This is a genomic window from Caecibacteroides pullorum, from assembly GCF_019239235.1.
In the GTDB taxonomy this organism is placed as follows: Bacteria; Bacteroidota; Bacteroidia; order Bacteroidales; family Bacteroidaceae; genus Bacteroides; species Bacteroides pullorum.
Map to the genome: position 1 here is coordinate 27,926 of NZ_JAAZTS010000021.1, position 19,757 is coordinate 47,682.

15 protein-coding genes are annotated in these 19,757 nt (G+C 52.3%); 7 read left to right on the forward strand and 8 right to left on the reverse strand.

What is annotated here, in order from left to right:
• The first annotated feature begins 32 nt into the window (after window positions 1-32).
• From HF894_RS12040 to HF894_RS12050, 3 genes are all read left to right on the forward strand, one after another.
• Window positions 33-1,979: a fumarate reductase/succinate dehydrogenase flavoprotein subunit gene (locus HF894_RS12040; RefSeq protein ID WP_021846985.1), complete on the forward strand. Its 1,947-nt coding sequence runs from the start codon at window positions 33-35 to the stop codon at window positions 1,977-1,979.
• Between the two features lie 34 nt (window positions 1,980-2,013).
• Window positions 2,014-2,769: a succinate dehydrogenase/fumarate reductase iron-sulfur subunit gene (locus tag HF894_RS12045; protein WP_021846986.1), complete on the forward strand. Its 756-nt coding sequence runs from the start codon at window positions 2,014-2,016 to the stop codon at window positions 2,767-2,769.
• Between the two features lie 572 nt (window positions 2,770-3,341).
• On the forward strand, window positions 3,342-4,658 hold the full coding sequence (locus tag HF894_RS12050) for a PepSY-like domain-containing protein (protein WP_204972620.1): 1,317 nt from the start codon (window positions 3,342-3,344) through the stop codon (window positions 4,656-4,658).
• A gap of 172 nt (window positions 4,659-4,830) precedes the next feature.
• On the opposite strand, the gene dprA is transcribed toward HF894_RS12050, so the two are convergent.
• The 3 genes from dprA to HF894_RS12065 are packed head-to-tail and all read right to left on the reverse strand — an operon-like array spanning window position 4,831 to window position 7,695.
• A complete protein-coding gene (gene dprA / locus HF894_RS12055; protein WP_204972628.1) occupies window positions 4,831-5,949 on the reverse strand; it encodes a DNA-processing protein DprA in 1,119 nt (372 codons plus the stop codon).
• Window positions 5,950-5,978: 29 nt separating this feature from the next.
• On the reverse strand, window positions 5,979-6,398 hold the full coding sequence (locus tag HF894_RS12060; protein ID WP_021846989.1) for an acyl-CoA thioesterase: 420 nt from the start codon (window positions 6,396-6,398) through the stop codon (window positions 5,979-5,981).
• Window positions 6,399-6,411: 13 nt separating this feature from the next.
• Window positions 6,412-7,695, reverse strand: a complete 1,284-nt coding sequence (locus tag HF894_RS12065) for a peptidase U32 family protein (RefSeq protein WP_204972630.1) — start codon at window positions 7,693-7,695, stop codon at window positions 6,412-6,414.
• Between the two features lie 69 nt (window positions 7,696-7,764).
• Here HF894_RS12065 and dusB point away from each other — a divergent pair, with 69 nt between their 5' ends.
• Window positions 7,765-8,751 (forward strand): tRNA dihydrouridine synthase DusB, encoded by a 987-nt coding sequence (dusB, locus tag HF894_RS12070; RefSeq protein WP_204972632.1) that lies wholly within the window; start codon window positions 7,765-7,767, stop codon window positions 8,749-8,751.
• A 142-nt stretch (window positions 8,752-8,893) separates the two neighbouring features.
• Here the strand turns inward: dusB and HF894_RS12075 are convergent, their stop codons facing one another.
• Genes HF894_RS12075 through HF894_RS12085 form a run of 3 tightly spaced genes read right to left on the reverse strand, consistent with a single transcriptional unit; the run spans window position 8,894 to window position 11,781 of the window.
• A complete protein-coding gene (locus HF894_RS12075; RefSeq protein ID WP_204972634.1) occupies window positions 8,894-9,859 on the reverse strand; it encodes a phosphatase PAP2 family protein in 966 nt (321 codons plus the stop codon).
• Window positions 9,850-10,860, reverse strand: a complete 1,011-nt coding sequence (locus HF894_RS12080; RefSeq protein WP_204972636.1) for an NAD-dependent epimerase/dehydratase family protein — start codon at window positions 10,858-10,860, stop codon at window positions 9,850-9,852. Before HF894_RS12080 ends, HF894_RS12075 begins: the two co-directional genes overlap by 10 nt.
• A 6-nt stretch (window positions 10,861-10,866) precedes the next feature.
• Entirely contained in the window at window positions 10,867-11,781 is a 915-nt protein-coding gene (locus tag HF894_RS12085; RefSeq protein ID WP_204972638.1) for a cation diffusion facilitator family transporter, read from the reverse strand.
• 180 nt (window positions 11,782-11,961) lie between these two features.
• On the opposite strand from HF894_RS12085, the gene rnr reads away from it, so the two are divergent.
• On the forward strand, window positions 11,962-14,118 hold the full coding sequence (gene rnr / locus HF894_RS12090) for a ribonuclease R (protein WP_204972640.1): 2,157 nt from the start codon (window positions 11,962-11,964) through the stop codon (window positions 14,116-14,118).
• 221 nt (window positions 14,119-14,339) lie between these two features.
• Here the strand turns inward: rnr and HF894_RS12095 are convergent, their stop codons facing one another.
• Window positions 14,340-15,695, reverse strand: a complete 1,356-nt coding sequence (locus HF894_RS12095) for a zinc-dependent metalloproteinase lipoprotein (protein WP_204972642.1) — start codon at window positions 15,693-15,695, stop codon at window positions 14,340-14,342.
• Window positions 15,696-15,723: 28 nt separating this feature from the next.
• Window positions 15,724-17,928, reverse strand: coding sequence for a hypothetical protein (locus tag HF894_RS12100; protein ID WP_204972644.1), 2,205 nt, complete (start codon window positions 17,926-17,928; stop codon window positions 15,724-15,726).
• Between the two features lie 357 nt (window positions 17,929-18,285).
• On the opposite strand from HF894_RS12100, the gene HF894_RS12105 reads away from it, so the two are divergent.
• Both HF894_RS12105 and HF894_RS12110 read left to right on the forward strand, forming a co-directional pair.
• Entirely contained in the window at window positions 18,286-18,762 is a 477-nt protein-coding gene (locus tag HF894_RS12105) for a pyridoxamine 5'-phosphate oxidase family protein (protein WP_204972646.1), read from the forward strand.
• 76 nt (window positions 18,763-18,838) lie between these two features.
• Complete coding sequence (locus HF894_RS12110; protein ID WP_075318162.1) at window positions 18,839-19,741, forward strand: serine O-acetyltransferase; 903 nt, start codon at window positions 18,839-18,841, stop codon at window positions 19,739-19,741.
• Window positions 19,742-19,757 lie beyond the last annotated feature (16 nt).

Sequence of the window (19,757 nt, forward strand, 5' to 3'; positions counted from 1 at the left end):
TAGATTGTAAATGACTAAATTGTAAATTCATTATGACCAAGATAGATTCAAGAATACCGGAAGGACCGGTAGCTGAGAAATGGACGAACTATAAAGCCCATCAGAAATTAGTAAACCCCGCCAACAAGCGTCGTCTGGACATCATCGTGGTTGGTACAGGTCTGGCTGGTGCCAGTGCTGCTGCCTCGCTGGGCGAAATGGGTTTCAAGGTATTCAACTTCTGCATTCAGGACTCTCCGCGCCGCGCACACTCCATCGCCGCTCAGGGTGGTATCAATGCAGCCAAGAACTATCAGAACGACGGCGACTCTGTATACCGTCTGTTCTACGATACTGTAAAGGGCGGTGACTACCGTGCCCGCGAAGCCAACGTTTACCGTCTGGCCGAGGTATCGAACAACATCATCGACCAATGTGTGGCACAGGGCGTTCCCTTCGCCCGCGAATACGGAGGTACGCTGGCCAACCGTTCATTCGGTGGTGCACAGGTATCACGTACATTCTACGCCAAAGGTCAAACAGGACAGCAGCTGCTGCTGGGTGCCTACTCTGCACTGAGCCGTCAGGTAAATGCCGGTACTGTAAAACTCTATACCCGCTACGAAATGGAAGACGTCGTTATCATCGACGGTCGTGCTCGTGGTATCATCGCCAAGAACCTGGTAACAGGTAAGCTGGAGCGTTTTGCCGCTCACGCTGTAGTTATCGCAACCGGCGGTTACGGAAACACTTATTTCCTCTCGACCAACGCTATGGCATGTAACTGTTCAGCTGCTATGGCTTGCTACCGCAAAGGTGCTTGGTTTGCCAACCCGGCTTACGTACAGATCCACCCGACCTGTATCCCTGTTCACGGCGACAAGCAGTCCAAGCTGACACTGATGTCCGAGTCTCTGCGTAACGACGGTCGTATTTGGGTTCCGAAGAAACTGGAAGATGCCAAGAAATTGCAGGAAGGTACACTGCAAGGCAAAGATATCCCCGAAGAAGATCGCGACTACTACTTGGAGCGCCGCTATCCGGCCTTTGGTAACCTCGTTCCGCGTGACGTTGCCAGCCGTGCTGCCAAGGAGCGTTGCGACAAGGGCTACGGCGTAAACAACACTGGTTTGGCTGTGTTCCTCGACTTCTCCGAAGCCATCAACCGTCTGGGTAAGGACGTTGTAGCACAGCGCTATGGTAACCTGTTCGACATGTACGAAGAAATCACCGACGTATCGCCGTACGAAAACCCAATGATGATCTATCCGGCTATCCACTACACCATGGGTGGTATCTGGGTTGACTACGAACTGATGACCTCTATCAAGGGTCTGTTCGCCATCGGCGAATGTAACTTCTCTGACCACGGCGCCAACCGTCTGGGTGCTTCGGCTCTGATGCAGGGTCTGGCCGACGGTTACTTCGTATTGCCTTACACTATCCAGAACTATCTGGCCGACCAAATCACCGTTCCTCGCTTCTCTACCGACCTGCCCGAATTTGCAGCTGCTGAAAAAGCTGTTCAGGACAAGATTGACCACCTGATGAACATCAAGGGTAAGAAGTCTGTAGACTCCATCCACAAGGAACTGGGCCACATCATGTGGGAATACGTTGGTATGGGTCGTACAGCCGAAGGCTTGAAGACAGGTCTGGCCAAACTGAAAGAAATCCGCAAGGAATTCGAAACCAACCTCTTCATCCCGGGCAGCAAGGAAGGCATGAACGTAGAGCTCGATAAGGCCATCCGTCTGAACGACTTCATCACCATGGGTGAGCTGATTGCCTACGACGCACTGAACCGCAACGAATCGTGTGGTGGCCACTTCCGTGAAGAATACCAGACAGAAGAAGGCGAAGCTAAGCGCGACGACGAAAACTTCTTCTACGTAGCTTGCTGGGAATACCAGGGTAGCGACGACAAAGCTCCAGTATTGCTGAAAGAGCCGCTGGTTTACGAAGCCATCAAGGTACAGACTCGTAACTACAAGAGCTAATCGGGAATGTTGAACAATTAAAGAACTAACAAAAATGGATAAAAATATATCATTTACACTGAAAGTATGGCGTCAGGCAGGTCCTAAAGCCAAAGGCGCTTTCGAAACCTATCAGATGAAAGACATTCCCGGCGATACTTCTTTCCTGGAAATGCTGGACATTCTGAACGAGCAGCTGATTTCTGAAGGTAAGGAACCGGTTGTATTCGACCACGACTGCCGCGAAGGTATCTGCGGTATGTGCTCACTCTACATCAACGGACATCCGCACGGACCTGCACAGGGTGCAACAACCTGCCAGATTTACATGCGCCGCTTCAACGATGGCGACACCATCACTGTAGAACCTTGGCGTTCTGCTGGTTTCCCCGTTATCAAGGACTTGATGGTAGACCGTACGGCTTATGACAAGATTATGCAGGCCGGTGGCTATGTAAGCGTAAATACAGGTGCTCCTCAGGACGCTAATGCTATCCTTATTCCGAAAACCATTGCAGATGAGGCTATGGACGCTGCCAGCTGTATTGGTTGTGGTGCCTGTGTAGCCGCTTGTAAGAATGGTTCGGCAATGTTGTTCGTATCAGCCAAGGTAAGCCAGCTCAATCTGCTTCCTCAAGGCAAGCCAGAAGCTCTGCGCCGTGCCAAGGCCATGTTGGCTAAGATGGACGAACTGGGCTTCGGTAACTGTACCAATACTCGTGCCTGCGAGGCTGAATGTCCGAAGAACGTCTCCATCAGCAACATCGCCCGCCTGAACCGCGACTTCATCCGTGCCAAGTTGAAAGACTAATCAGACTCCTTTCTACATTTGATTAATATCAACACGAACTCCCCTACTGGAAACATCTAGTGGGGGAGTTTTTTATATAATGAGCAATTTTATCCAATATTTCCAGTAAAACAACCTGGCTTTACACTTAACCATATACTTAAACCGTCTATTTACAACTTGACATATATCAAGCCAAAGATTCTTTGATTATTTATTTTGTGTGCGCAAACAGCAAACAATAGGATTGTTGTGTGCGCAAACAATAAATAATAGTGAAAGTAGTTTAAAATAGCAGTCTAAAAGGGAAATAGGTTTGGAGGATACAAAAAGAAGCTATACATTTGTGCAGTGATTTTTTTCATAGTATTAGATTTAAGGTTAACAAAGGTTGGGCTCGGCGGAGCCCATTTTTTATATCCATATGTTCCAAATGCACTCTCTTCAAGATATAAATCTCTGAAAAATCATTCAACTTGAAGAAAATTCCAGTTTCTTTCCCAATTTGCCCTATTTCTTTGTAGCGAGAAAAGATAGGCTCAACAGTCTTATTTTTTAAAGCAAACCGATTATCAACCCAAAAACAATTAATTATGAAAAGAATCTTATCATTATGCCACATTTTACTTACAGGTAGCTTCGTCCTGATGACATCCTGCAATGACAACGACGACTTACACTCCAATCCTGTCCCCGAAAATATTCCTGAAAAGGTTATTCTAGAATTCAATGCCAAATATCCCAATGCCACCAACGTAACCTGGAGTACCAAAGATACATACGCCGTTGCCAATTTCTACTTGGCCAGTACTCGTACTGGAGGCCATGAGCCCAATAATACAGCCTGGTTCAATATGGCAGGGCACTGGAATATGACAGAAACGGAGATTAGTTACCAGCAATTACCCGAAGCCGTAAAAACAGCCTTTGAGGCAAGCCCGTATGCAAGTTGGCGAATGGATAACGAAATAGACAAGTTACAACGTAGTGACAACAACGAAACGCTGTACATCATTGAAGTAAGCCAAAAAGAAGGAAATGTGGAAACAGAAGTCGACCTGTATTATACAGAGGAAGGTATTCTCGTGAAAGAAATCATAAATGCGGAAGCTGACAACGACTACCACGAATACCTGCCGCAACAACCGGAAGGAAACATACAGACCTGGCTCGACCAGAACTTTCCCAACGCGCGCATCGTGGATTACGACTGTGAGCAAAACGGCACGGAAGTGGAAATCATTGCCAATGGACTGAAACACGAGATCCTGTTCGACAACCAGCAGCAGTGGGTTTACACCAAAACCGAATATGAGCGCAGAGACTGGACACAAATTCCGACCAGCATCCTGAACCATCTGCGCACCTCGCCCTACTACACCAGCGATAATGCTATCGACGACGTGGAAAAATACACCACACGTGACAACGGAACCTACTACTGCTTCGAACTCAAAACTGCATACGACGATGATGTAAAAGTATATGTGAACGAGACCGGCATCATCAGTCGTCCACAGAATGGAAATGATGGAGGGAACAGCAACGTACCCGTAGAGGACGAACTTCAAAACTTCATCGACCAAAAGTACCCCGGCGCAATCATCTTGGAAAAGGATTACGACCATGGCTATCTGGAGATAGATATCCTACACGATGGTATAGAAAAGGAGATTAAGTTCAACGGGCAGAATCAGTGGGTACGCACAGAATGGGAAGTGCGACAATTGCCTGATGCTGTCAAGAACACAATCACCGCCCAAGGATATACGCTGGACGACAATGAATTCGGTTACGTAGAAACGGCTGACAGTATCTGGTACGAAGTGGAAGTGCGCAAAGGACGTGACGAACTGAAGCTGTACATCAGCCCCACAGGCGAAATCCTACGCACGGAATATGACGACTAAATGATCCGTTTCGTCGGTCTCTCACGAAGTGCTTCGTGAGGGGCTGACGAAGCACTGCATGAGGGTGTCAGGAAGTGCTTCATGAGCCCCTGACGAAGCACTGTGTCAGAAGGCCAGGAAGCACTGTGTCAGACCACCATTTACCAGAATTGTCTGACACCCATGCAGGGGTTTATGCCAACAGATGATACACTCCACCCACCAGCGCCTTCACTACTCCTTTCATTTCCAACTCAAAAAGAATGGCACTCATACGGTTTACAGGGATATTAGCCTCAACAACCAGCGTATTAATGTGCAAATCATCACGACTCAAAATCTTGACCACACGCATCTCCTCCTCCGTCAGTTCAGGAAAAAGACTACGTTGGACAGCGGCTGTCTTGCGACTTTCCTCACCATGTCCCCAATTCATAGCCTTCACGAAATCTGACGCATCGTTTATCAGAGCTGCTTTGTTGTCACGTATCAATTGATTGCAACCCATCGAATATTCGTCTGTTGCCCGACCAGGCACAGCAAAGCAATCACGATGGTAACCCTCGGCCAACTCCGCCGTAATGAGCGAGCCTCCTTTAGCCGCTGACTCCACGACAATAACAGCATCACTCATGCCGGCCACGATACGATTGCGACTGACAAAATTGTGACGATCGGGATTAGTATTTGTAAGAAACTCAGTCAACAAACCGCCCTCAGCCAACATATCCACGGCTGTTTTCCGATGAACAGCAGGATAGATGCGATCCAGACCATGGGCCAATACTCCTACAGTAGAAAGCCCGTTGGACAGAGCTGCACGATGGGCATGCACGTCAATGCCGTAAGCCAGACCACTGACCACCAGCACATCGGAACACAGCTCGGAAAGGTCTCGGAGGAAATCGGTACAGAAGCGTTTACCGTAATCTGTCGCCCGACGCGTACCTACCATGCTGACCACCCTCAGGCGGTTCAAGTCAGCATTTCCCTTAAAAAACAAGACGATGGGGGCGTCTTCACAATCGCGCAAACGTGAGGGATAGCGTTCATCAGACAGCGTCAGGCAGTCCACTCGGTTCTTCTCGGCCCACTCCAGTTCCTTCTCGGCCTGAAGAAAAGCAGCAGGATTGTCGAGCGCAGCCACAACAGATGTATGAAGGATGCCCGGATAACGCTCAGGCAACTCCGTACGAAGACGGAACACATCGGCTGCACTACCTACGGTATCCACCAACCGTTTGGCACCGATGTGCCCAATGCCCGGACAAAGGGTCAGGGCAATACTACAAAGTCGTTCATCAGTATTCATGGTATTCAGATTTAAGTATAAGAAGCTTCTTAGTCTGCCGTAGATGCCAGATAAGGAGCAAAGACACGATCAAACAACTCGCTCTCGCTCAACCGTCCGTTCACCACACAGACGGCCTCGACCACACCCTTCAATGACACCTTGCCGTCGCTCTTGCGGAAGATATCCTGATAAAAGACGTATTTGATACCTTCTTTCTTCATGTAGAGCTTCGAGACAAACTCGTCGCCACTCTTCAACGGCGTCTTGAAGGCCATGCTGATGCGTGCCACTACGGGGTCAACACCCTGCTCATGGAGGGCGGCGAAGCTAATGCCCACGGAGGTGAGAAACTCGTGACGCGTATGTTCCAAATAGTGCTGGTAGTTGGCATTGTTCACAATGCCCTGCAGGTCGCACTCGTAGTCGCGCACCTTCATTTCCAGCTCGTAGATATATTTTTCTGCCATGATATTGAATTTATTATCCTCGCTGATGCTCCACGTCCAGTCCTTTGAAACGCTTCAGTTCCTCGAGGCTGACCAGCTTGTAGAGCTTGTCACTGGGGCGTATCTTAACAGATTTCATAGAGAAATGCTCGCCTTTGTGGACGGTCTGAACAGATTTCAGATCAACGCGCGCTTCCTCCAGCGTAACGTACTCGGCACCGGTTGTAGGGCCGGTGATGAGCAGCTTGTCGCCCACATTGACTTCGGCCGCCTCCACGAGGAACTCTGCCACGCCGATGTTGGAGAAGTAACGGATGCCCTTGCCCACGTATATTTTGCGCTCCGTGGCCGCCGAACCGTAGTTCTTCGTCCATTCGCCCAAACGCTGCCCCAGGTAGTAGCCGTCCCAGAAGCCGCGATTGAAGACCGTAGCCAGGCGGCGGTTCCACTCTTCTATCTTCTCGTCCGTGAACGTATTGTCCAGATAGGCACGGATGGCTTCCTTGTAGCACTCCACCACGGTACGCACATACTCGGGGCCGCGCGCACGGCCTTCTATCTTGAACACACGCACGCCCGCATCCATCATCTTGTTCATGAAGTGGATGGTCTTCAGGTCCTTGGGCGACATGATATACTGGTTGTCAATCTCCAGCTCGGCGTCGGTCTCCTTGTCGCGCACAATGTAGGAGCGGCGGCACACCTGCATGCAGGCACCGCGGTTGGCCGAGTTGTTCATCTGGTGGAGCGACAGGTAGCACTTGCCGCTGACGGCCATGCACAGGGCGCCGTGGCAGAACATCTCGATGCGGATGCGTTGACCCGACGGGCCGCAAATGTTCTCCTCGCAGATGTGGCGGTAGATTTCAGATACCTGCTCCAGATTCAGTTCACGCGCCAGCACAACCACATCGGCAAACTGGGCATAGAAGCGCAGGGCCTCGACATTACTGATGTTGAGTTGGGTGCTGAGGTGTACTTCCTGCCCTATCTCGCGGGCGTAGGTCATCACGGCCACGTCGGCAGCGATGATGGCCGAGATGCCGGCCTCCTTGGCGGCACGCACAATGGTGCGCATCAGGGGAATGTCCTGGTCGTAGATGATGGTGTTCACGGTGAGGTAGCTCTTCATGCCGTGCTCGTCGCACGTACGGGCTATCTCGCGCAGGTCGTCGATGGTGAACGTATTGGCCGAGCGGGCACGCATGTTCAGGTTCTCGATGCCGAAGTAGATGGAGTCTGCTCCGGCCTGTATGGCGGCGGCCAGCGACTCGCGCGAACCGACGGGGGCCATTATCTCAAAGTCTTTCAGTTCCATGTCTTTTTATCAGTTATGTGGCAAAGGTAGATATTTTTCCGTACTTTTGCAGCCTAAATGCAACAGAATATGAAAATAGCCAACATAGACCTGGGTCCGCGCCCCGTGCTCCTCGCCCCGATGGAGGACGTCACCGACCCCGCCTTCCGCCTGATGTGCAAGCGCTTCGGCGCCGACATGGTATATACCGAGTTCGTTTCGGCCGACGCCCTGATACGTTCCGTCAGCAAAACGGAACAGAAGCTCAACATCAGCAACGAGGAACGTCCCGTAGCCATCCAGATATACGGACGAGACACGGCTACGATGGTCGAAGCCGCCAAAATTGTGGAACAGGCACGACCTGACATTCTCGACCTGAACTTCGGCTGCCCCGTGAAGCGCGTAGCGGGCAAAGGAGCCGGAGCAGGCATGCTCCAGAACATCCCGCTAATGCTCGAAATCACCCGCGCCGTGGTCGATGCGGTGAAGATACCCGTCACCGTGAAAACCCGCCTCGGCTGGGATGCCGAACACAAAATTATCGTCACCCTGGCCGAGCAGTTGCAGGATTGCGGCATCAGCGCCCTGACCATCCACGGTCGTACCCGCGCGCAAATGTACACAGGTGAGGCTGACTGGACCCTCATCGGCGAGGTGAAGCGGAATCCGCGCATGCACATCCCCATCATCGGTAACGGCGACGTCACCACCCCACAACGCGCCCTCGAGTGCTTCGAACGCTACGGCGTAGACGCCATCATGATAGGCCGCGCCAGCTTCGGACGGCCGTGGATATTCAAAGAAGTGAAACATTATCTGAAAACGGGCGAGGAGCTTCCTCCCCTCACCCCCGAATGGTGCATGAACGTGCTCCGCCAGGAGGTGGAAGACAGCGTCAACCTACTGGACGAACGCCGCGGTATCCTCCACGTACGCCGCCATCTGGCCGCCAGCCCTCTGTTCAAAGGCCTGCCCAACTTCCGCGACACACGTATCGCCATGCTCCGCGCCGAGACGAAGGAAGAGCTCTATGCCATCTTCGACGAGATAGGACGGAAATTCTTCGGCCTCTAAGCCGAACTACCCACTGAAAAGGTTGTATCTTTTGCTCCGAAAGAAACAATGTTTTCCTGCAAAGAAAGCAATGTTTTAAGGCAAAAGATACGGCCTTTTTTTATGAACGCCCGAAACGAACAAATTCATAGGAAGCATGCAATCAACGGAACATGGGTTGTGCAAACCAGCGCTTGAACATCCACGTGGTGAGCACATACAGTCCAAAAGCCGTGATGAAGCCTGCTATAGCATCGATGAGGTAGTGCGCCTGAATATAGACCGTGGCACAGCAGAGCAACACGTAGAAAGGCAGGAGGCAAGCAAAAAGCCAGCGGCTGCCACGCCAGGCCATAATCATCAGGATAGTCGACACACCGACATGCGACGAAGGGAAGGCAGCCGTAGGACGCTCACCCACCTGCTGCGAACCCTCCACCAGATTATAGAAGAAACCATGCTCATAACCCGGCCCCGGCAGCAGTTCCTGATTGTGATTGAAGTAGTCGCCGATGGAAGGGAACACACCGTTCAGAACATTCTCCATACCAATGGCTGGAAAGTAGAACTGGGGCCCTGCCACGGGTACGAAGATGTAGATGAAATAGTAAAGGAAGAAGGAGGAGATAATAACAAAAGATACCTTCTCCAGCAAGTCGAAACGGCGGATGAAGTACCACAGTACGATGACCAGCATCATAGGATAATAGAAGAAGTAACCCATGTTGAGCGGTTCGCTCACCCAGATATAGGGCAGGCGTTCGGCAAACCAGATGGCGGGCTGCCCGCCAAAGAGCCACTGCTCGGCCGAAGCGAACACATGGTCCAGATTGAGAAAGAGGCGGTTGAACTCATACGTGTCGGGATACCAGTAGGACAGGAGCGACATCTGTATCGTGACACGCACAAAGGCAGAAAACTTGCAGGGTGCCAAGCGGTAGAGATACATCAGCAGAAAGGTCACGGCAGCTATCAGCGCACGATCGCCCAGCATCCGCAGGGGATGGTCCATCCGCTGATACAGGAACAGTATCAGTATCGACGTGAGCAGGTTGTAGATGAGCGACACCTTCTCTATTGCAAACAGCCCCTTGCGGGTATCCACCATCTTGAATATATCTAAAGCCATCCTTCTTTCTTGTACCAGGCAATGGTTTCCTTCACGCCGCGCTCCAGGTCGTATTCAGGCCGGTACCCCAGCTCACGGACGGCGGGCGTGATGTCACACTGCCAGTTGCGTTGTTTCATTATATTATACTTGTCGCGGTTGAGCGTACTCGTCGTCTTCCGCAGGGCAGCCCACCGTTCGGCCAGCAAAGATACAACTTTTAATAGAAACAGCGGGCATTTAATGCGAATAATCAGCGGATTGCCCAATTCGCGGCGTATCAGGTCGGAGAACGTGCGGCTGGCATATACCTGCCCGTCGGACAGGAAGTAAGCACGTCCCTTGATACTCCGCTCGATGCCGAGGAACACGGCCTGCACCACATCCTTCACATAGACAAACGTCAGGTCCTGGCGCCGGTAGCCCACCGACATATCCACGTGCCGCTTGATAGATTCGGCCATCAGGAAATAGTCGCGTTCGCGGGGGCCGTAGACGCCCGTTGGGCGGTAAATGACGCAGGGGAAGCCGTCCATGGCCAGCAAGGCCTGCTCCGCCTTCAGCTTGCTCCGACCGTAAGCCGTGTTGGGCTGGGGCGTGTCGGTTTCGCGGATGGGCTTGTAAGTATCCTCGTGAACAGGGCCGAAGACGCTCAGCGTGCTGATGAAGGCAAACTGGCGGGGCGTCATGTCGAGGCTCCGGAGGGCATTGGCCAGGGCGCAGGTCTGCCCACAGTTCACGCGGTCGAAGTCGGCAGGGTCGATGCACTTCGTCACGCCCGCGCAGTGCACCACGTAGTCGAAGGCCCCATGCGCTTCGCGATGGGCCTTGAGCTGTTCGTACAGGCGGTCGGTGTGGGCAAAGTCCAGCTCCAGAAAGTGCAGGCCGGGCTCTTGCAGGTACTTGCGACTGCTCGACGCGCGGACACCTGCCCACGTCTCGAAGCCGCGGCGCAGGGCCTCTTCTACCAGAAAACTGCCGATGAAGCCGCTGGCGCCCGTTATCAGGATACTCTGTTTCATGCTCTGTTATTTTACAGGTTCTACATGTATATTAATGTAAGTCCGGTTGCCGAACTCGCTCTTCAGGCGGTTCTCGATAGCCGTGGCGGTATGATGGGCCTCCTCCAGCGTTATCTGCCCGTCCATGCGGATGTGCACCTCGATGGCGTAACTGCTGCCTATCCGCCGCGTGCGCAGGTGGTGAGGCGAGGTTACGCCAGGGAAAGAAAGGATTTCCTGCTTGATTTTCTCCTCGACTTCGGCGGGGAGCGACTTCTCCAGCAGCTCTTCGACACAGGGCACCAGCAGCTGGATGGCCACCTTCATGATGAACAGACTCACCACCACGGCCGCCAGCGGGTCCAGTACGAGCCACTGCTCGCCCAGCAAGATGGCACCGCCGATGCCGACAGCCGTACCGATGGACGAGAGCGCGTCGCTCCGATGATGCCAAGCATTGGCCACCACGGCCTGCGAATTCAGCCGGCGGCCTTTCAGCACGGTATATTGGTAGAGCAGCTCCTTGAAGAGGATGGATGCCAGTGCCGCCCACAAGGCCAGCATGCCCGGTTCTTTCAGTTCGCCTCCCTGCCAGAAGTCCCAGATGGACGTGGCTCCGTTCCACAGGATGCCGAAGCCCACGAACAGCAGTATCAGGCCGATGATGGCCGTAGCCAGTGTTTCATACTTGCCGTGGCCGTAGTCATGCCCCTCATCCTCGGGCTTCGACGAAATGCGCACAAAGACAATGACGATGATGTCCGTCACGAAGTCGGACAACGAATGGACGGCATCGGCCAACATAGCGGCACTATGCCCAAGGATGCCTGCCACAAACTTGAATACGAGCAGCAACAGATTGACCACGCTGCCCACAAGGGTTACTCGATAGATACCGGCCTCACGAACCGCCTCTTCAGACTTTTCTTTTTTTTCTTTCATTTTACAAATCTATTTCTGAAAGGAGAAGCAAAGATACGACAAATCTGTTATCACTCTCCTTTTGACCTGCAATTTCTGCACAAAGACAAGAATTTAGAGACTGTCTGAACTACCGAATACAAAAGTTTGTTACCTTTGCAAGGGTTCATCCCACCAAACCTGATAAAACAACCTACCATTATGGGAAAGAAAAAAGAAAAGAAAGAGAAAAAGGCCGGCAAACGCATGACCAAGAAGGAGCTCGTAAAAGCTCTACTCGACTTCTTCCACCAAAAACAGGGCGAAGTGCTGCCCCTGAAATACATCTTCGACCAGCTTCACCTGACTACCCATCCGCTGAAAATGCTCTGCATGGACGTGCTCCACGAACTGCAGGACGACGACTACATCAACGAAACGGAAAAGAACAAATACAAACTCAACCTCCACGGTGTGGAGATGACGGGTATCTTCCAGCGCAAGAGCAACGGCAAGAACTCCTTCATCCCCGACGGCGGAGGCGACCCCATCTTCATTGCCGAACGCAACTCGGCCCACGCCATGGCCGGCGACCGCGTGAAGATAGCCTTCTATGCCAAACGCCGCGGACGCAGCGCCGAGGGTGAGGTCATCGAGATATTGGAGCGGGCCAACGACACCTTTGTGGGCACGCTCGAAGTGACCAAGTCGTATGCCTTCCTCGTCACCGAAAACCGCACGCTGGCCAACGACATCTTCATCCCCAAAGACAAACTGAAAGGCGGCAAAAGCGGCGACAAGGCCGTGGTGAAGGTCGTCGAATGGCCGGACAAGGCCAAGAACCCCATCGGGCAGGTTATCGACATCCTGGGCCGTGCGGGCGACAACACTACCGAAATGCACGCCATCCTGGCCGAATACGGCCTACCCTACAGCTATCCGACAGCCGTAGAGAAGGCAGCCGAACGCATCCCCGACGAGATTCCCGCCGAAGAGATAGCCCGCCGCGAGGACTTCCGCTCCGTCACGACCTTCACCATCGACCCCAAGGACGCCAAAGACTTCGACGACGCCCTCTCCATCCGCCGCCTGAAGGACGGCTTGTGGGAAGTGGGTGTACACATTGCCGACGTGACCCACTACGTCAAGGAAGGCGGCCTCATCGACAAGGAGGCCGAGAAGCGCGCCACGTCGGTCTATCTCGTGGACCGCACCATCCCGATGCTGCCCGAACGCCTCTGCAACTACATCTGCTCCCTCCGCCCCGATGAGGAGAAACTGGCCTACTCCGTCGTCTTCCAGATGAACGACAAGGCTGAGGTGAAGGATGCCCACGTGGTACACACCGTCATCAAGAGCGACCGCCGCTTCACCTACGAAGAGGCCCAGCAGATTATCGAGACGGGTGAAGGCGACTACAAGGAAGAAGTGCTCCAGCTGGACCGCCTGGCCAAGCAGCTGCGCGAACGCCGCTTCGCCGCCGGAGCCATCAACTTCGACCGCTACGAGGTGAAGTTCGAGATAGACGAGAAGGGCAAACCCATCAGTGTCTACTTCAAGGTGTCGAAGGACGCCAACAAGCTGGTCGAGGAGTTCATGCTGCTGGCTAACCGTACCGTGGCCGAGAAGATAGGCCGCGTGCCCAAGGGCAAGAAGGCCAAAGTATTCCCCTACCGCATCCACGACCTGCCCGACCCCGAGAAGCTCGACACGCTGGCCCAGTTCATCGCCCGCTTCGGCTACAAGCTGCGCACAACGGGCACGAAGACCGACGTATCCAAATCCATCAACCACCTGCTGGACGACATACAGGGCAAGAAGGAGGAGAACCTCATCGAGACCGTCTCCATCCGCGCCATGCAGAAGGCACGCTACTCCGTGCACAACATCGGCCACTACGGCCTGGCCTTCGACTACTACACGCACTTCACTTCGCCCATCCGCCGCTACCCCGACATGATGGTACACCGCCTCCTCACGAAGTACCTCGACGAGCACGGCCGCACGGTCAGCGAGAAGAAGTACGAAGCCCTGTGCGAACACTCCAGCGCCATGGAGCAGCTGGCCGCCAGCGCCGAACGCTCCAGCGTGAAGTACAAGCAGGTAGAGTTCATGACCGAACGCCTCGGCCAGGTGTACGACGGTGTCATCTCAGGCGTCACCGAATGGGGCCTCTACGTGGAGCTGAACGAGAACAAGTGCGAGGGCATGATACCCATCCGCGACCTCGATGACGATTACTACGAGTTCGACGAGAAGAACTACTGCCTGCGCGGCCGTCGCAAGAACCGCACCTACAGCCTAGGCGACCCCATCACCATCCGCGTGGCCCGCGCCAATCTGGAGAAGAAACAGCTGGACTTTGCCCTCGAAGAATAAGGAGATACCGCCGGCCCAAGGCAGGCGGAGCTGTATCCCCTATAAGGTAACGGTCGTTACCATTGAAGGGAACGACCGTTACCATTTAAAGGGAACGCCTGTTTCCTTTAAGGGGAACGGGCGTTTCCTAGTATAAGAAACAGGCGTTTCCTGCGCAGGGAACTGAAGTTCCGCCGTAGGAAGCGCCTGCTTTGTCTGTATTCCTCAAATCAGCTGACCGATTAGTGTTTCAGCATCAGGCCGCGCGGACCGCAGTCGGATACGGAGAACGGCAGGTCCATCGGACCATCGGACACGGCTTTTGTGTTCAGGTAGGCGCGTGTCTGCTTCGGACCCGGAATCATGGGGCTGTAGTCCAGCACGTGGCGAACGCGCAGACGTTGGTCGGCCGTAAACTCATCCAGGTAGCTGTAGGCATAGTCCATGATGTTGTGTGAAGTGAACTCTTCGCCGGTACGGCAGTTCGTACGCTTGAAGAGGCTATCCCAGTCGAAGCTGGCGGCATAGCCTTCCTCGCCCATCTGCTGGTAGATGCCTTGTACAAACATGGTGTAGTCCTGATAGTTGTAGCTCGGCGTGTCTCCGCAGAAGTCTGTATCCAGGCATCCAACGTTTGCCTCGGAGAAGGCGTGACGCAGGCCGAAGTAGTGTCCCAGCTCGTGAGCCAGCGTGATACCGTCGTCTACCTGCTTCGTGATGATTTCCTTATAGCTTTCAGGAGCATAGGGAGTCAGAGCATCGTCCACATTGCCTACGAAAGAGCTGTTGATGGACACGCCGCGCACGTAGGTAAGGTTGGCCAGCGAGATGTTCATGTCGGGAAGCACATCGGTTCCGTCCATCGGATGCGAAGCCGTCGTATAAGGGAAAGTAGAGATACCCAAGATGTTGTTGGCCGTAAAGCGGTATATCAGCACGTTGACGTAGTCGTTGGGCTCCCACAGGAAGTGCACATACTTGCGTGTATTGTCTTCCATCACGTCAGCCGGATCGAGTTCGGCAGTCAGCCACTTCACACGGTCGATTCCCGGCTCCTTCAGCAGGTTGCCCTGAGGGTCGGTTTCAGCCAGAACGAATTCCATGTTCAGGTCTACCGTATTGGTACCGCCTGCATTGAGGTACATCTGGTTCACATCGTCGAGCATTGCGTAAATGGTCGATGCCGGAATGTTCTGAGTTGAATCTTTCTCATCGGCATAGATAACGTGGAAGACGATGGGAATGCGGTATTTCAGTTCCTTTCCTTCTTCCAGTCCCTGCTGGCTGATGGTGATGACATAGTCAACACCCAGCGAACTGACGGTCACCTGGCCCGTACGAGCCTCTCCCAGGTTGCCTTCAACGTCCACGACCAGCGTGTGGCTCAACACGCCCTCTTCCTTCGACACTTTGCACCAGTCGTTGTCGCTGGTGGCAGTCCATTCGTCAGCGGTCGAAATCTCTATCTTGCAAACACCTCCTTCACTGGCGATTTCCTTGAATTCGGTCTGCGAAAGTACCAATGCGGGATCGTCATCGCTACACCCGGCCATGAGCAGGCAGAAGAATGACAACAGATATATCAGTTTAAGTTTCATTTTTTCTTGTTTAAATGGTTGTACACGTTTATTTCTTCACAGAGTTGACTACCGGCAGATAGAATTCGCGACCGAAAGTCATCGGCTGGCCAGCAACGGCCTGCTGCTTCATTTCAGCTGGACGGTAAGGTATCTGCACCTGGTTCTTGTTTCCTTTTTCCGTCTGTGCGGCAATCTTCTGGTTGGGCAGATTCAATGCCTTAGTACCGGCGTTGGCATCATTGATGATTTTCTTCAGATCTTCAATGTTGCCCGCATTGGCCTGAATAAGCTGGCCGATAGACAGACGCTCTACCTTGCTGTCAACACCCTCTTCATTTTTTACAGACATGAAGCAGGAGTAGTTCGTATTCCAGTCGCTCAGGACATAGGCATAATAATTCCGTTCGGCAGAGATGCTGGTCCAGTTGAAAGATGTATACAGTTCCACGTCACTCATCTGTTCGTACACCTTGTCTACTAAGATGTATCGGGGATCTTTCGTACCTTCCGAAGGAGTGAAACGCATCACGACAATAGCACGACCTGCGGTAGCAGCCGAATCACCGAATATTTTGCCGGCCTCTTCGTTACCGTCAAAGTAACCCAAGCATTCTCCCTTGATCTCTGCATCCGAGAATTGCGGAGCCGTAATAAACGACTTGTCAGCCTGTACACGGGCTACCTTTCCTTCGTTGTTCAAAGCAAAGTAACTCAGCGTATATGACTTGCCCGGAGTAAGGTTCTTATAAACATTGCTATAACGTGAACCCGGACGGTAATAGCTTTCATACAGGAAGGTGCTCATAGGCTTCTCGGGGTCGAAACGCAGACTTTCCTGATAGGCCAGTTTTACTTCTTCCTCGATGGCAGCCTTTGCCTCGGCTTCGTTATAGTCCTCGTCGGGCATCAGCAGACTTGTATAAGGCAATGTCTCGTCAGAAGGAATGATATTGAAATCAACCTGATAGGGAACAAGAGAATTAATGCTGTATGAGAATGTCATCTTCGAGGGATCACCCTCAGAAGGATTGGCATTGAACTCATAACATTGCGGCTCGCTAACGATACCTGTACCTATATTGTAGGCAAAAGCCAATACATAGTGTTTCACGCCAGGAGTCAATGTAGCAGCAGGGGCTTCCTGTATACCGCTCTTTACCACAAAACCAACGAACGGGCCTTGTGATCTTACGAACTGTTCGGCAATCTGCATAGGAGTCATATCCTTGGTCGACTCATCGTAAGGGTCATAACACCAGATGTAGGTCTGCTCCAGATCTTCAGGCACTACTTTGATTTTGGCTGATGTAGCCGTTACATCTGTCACCTGTATATCGAATTTCATATCGATCATGCTGCTGTCTCCCTTATCTGTTGTGTAAGAACCGGTTGCAGGTTCGGAAACAATAACGAAAGTCAAAGCTCCATCTACTTCTACTGTCTTGAAGGCAGCCGTCATCCATATGTATTCGGTATTGTTCTGCAAACCCGATGCATTCAATGTCAAGTCACCTTGATGGAAAAGTTGCTTCAGGAGTTGGTCTATTACTTCAGGAGTAATATTACCGTCAGGGGCCAGTTCGGATACCCGATGGTTCATCTCCTCACCGAAATAGGTATTGAGAATCTGCAGATTGTCCCATCCCATATCTACTGCCTGTTGGTAAGTAGCTTTCGGGAAGGTGCAGAAATAATAATCCACTTCCTTATTGGAAGGTTTCACGGCAAACTGTGCCGTTTTATCTGTAATGTCAGATACCTGTACATCGAACGAACAGTCAACCGGTTCTGCAATTTCCGTCTGGAAGAACAGATATTCGGCCTGCTCAGCAGCACGCGTACCGTCGACGGCAAACACAACCAGTTCATAAATACGACCAGGAAGCAGATTTTCTATCTTCAAATCTGTCTGATCGCCCTTCAAACTAATGGAAGAAACATATTGCTCGAATGGAGTGTCTTTAGCTTCAGCTTGTTTCTTAAGGTTATCCATCAAGAAAGCTGTCAGTTCACCTTTCGATACTTGATCAATAGTTTGCTTGTCTACATAAAGACATAGGTAAGGAATATTGGCATCAGATGCCTTCACACTGAAGGAAAAGGTAGAAGTCGTAGCTTCGCCTTCGGTCAGCGTCAATACTTGCTTGCTAAGGTCCAGGTATGCACTGTTGACTTCTTCATCATCATTACAAGAAGTAAAGACAAACAGCATCAGCAAGCTGATTAGCGGTAAAAAGGGTTTTAATTTCATGTAACTTTAATTTAATAATTTTTTATCAGAAAAGAAGCGAATCTGCGCGCAATGACCCATCTTCCTCTCGTGCAGCGTGCAAACCTATAGACAAATCATATACAAGCAAAGCAAACAAGCAAAAAAATGCAATCTGCTCTTAAAAAAAGAATTTCCCAAACCCATGTATTTAATTAAGGTATAAAAGCGACAAAAGAAAGAAATAAGAAGCCACATCTGCTCCACAATACTGAAAAGCCCCGAAACAGCAAACCGAAAGGCGTAGAAAAGCAATGTTTACTATTTTCCCCATGATTGCACGACAATCTTCTTGTTTTTTCCCCGCAAACCTGTAACTTTGCCACAAAAAACAAATACATGAAAACTATCAGTATCACCGATTCAAAAGAAATAGAAAACATCATCCGTCAATGTCCTTATTGCATGGTAGGCATCACCGATGCGGACGGCCATCCTTACGTCATCCCCATGAACTTTGCTTACGAAAAAGGCATCATCTACCTACACTCCGGCCCCGACGGCGGCAAACTAGAAATGACCCGCCAACATCCTGACGTGTGCATCACCTTCTGCGACGGACACGAACTGGTGTGGATGCACCAGCAGGTGGCCTGCTCGTACAGCATGAAGAGCCGTAGCGTCATCTGCCGCGGACGTGTCGAATTTGTAGACGACATGGACGTGAAGCGACGCATCCTCACCCTCCTGATGAAGCACTACACCGACTATCCCTGCACGATGGGCGACCCGGCCGTGCGCAACGTGGTCGTATGGCGTGTCCGTGTGAAGCAGATGACCGGCAAGTCGTTCGGTTTGCGCCCGAGCGAGCTATAAATGAAGAGGATGTAGGATATTTGGCAAGTTTTTGCTACCTTTGTTGCCACTTTACGAACCATATAAGGATATTCGGATGAGTCCACTCAACTTTACCCACATTTTGGCACAGACGGTAGACGAGCTTTCGGAAAGCGAGTCCTACAAAGGCCTTTTCCACCAGCATACGGACGGCAATCCGCTCCCGTCGGGCAAGGCATTGCAGCAAATCGTCGAACTGACGCGCGCTATCGTCTTCCCCGGCTACTTCGGCATCTCGAACGTGAACAGCCGTACACTGAAATACCACATCGGTGTCTACGTCGAACAACTCTTCGACCAGCTGACCGAACAGATATTGGCCGGCCTCTGTTTTGCAGGCGACGGGCAGGAGGACGGCTGCTGCACCGAGCAGCTCCGCCAGCAGGCAGCCGAGAAGGCGGCAGGCTTCATCGCCACCCTGCCCGAAATGCGCCGCATCCTGGCCACCGACGTCGAAGCCGCCTACAACGGTGACCCCGCCGCCCACTCTTTCGGCGAAGTCATCAGCTGCTATCCGGCCATCCGCGCCATCAGCAACTATCGCATGGCCCACCAGTTGCTGTGCCTCGGCGTACCCCTCATCCCCCGCATCATCACCGAAATGGCACATAGCGAGACGGGTATCGACATCCATCCGGGCGCACAGATAGGCCACCACTTTACCATCGACCACGGCACGGGTGTGGTTATCGGCGAGACCTGTATCATCGGCAACAACGTCAAGCTTTACCAGGGCGTCACGCTGGGTGCCAAGAGCTTCCCCCTCGATGCCGACGGCAAGCCCATCAAGGGTATCCCCCGCCATCCCATTCTGGAAGACGACGTCATCGTCTACTCCAACGCCACCATTCTGGGACGCATCACCGTGGGACGTGGAGCGACCGTGGGCGGCAATATCTGGGTGACCGAAGACGTACCCGCCGGCGCACGTATCGTGCAGACCAAAGCCAAGAAATAAAGGCGCACGAGGGAAA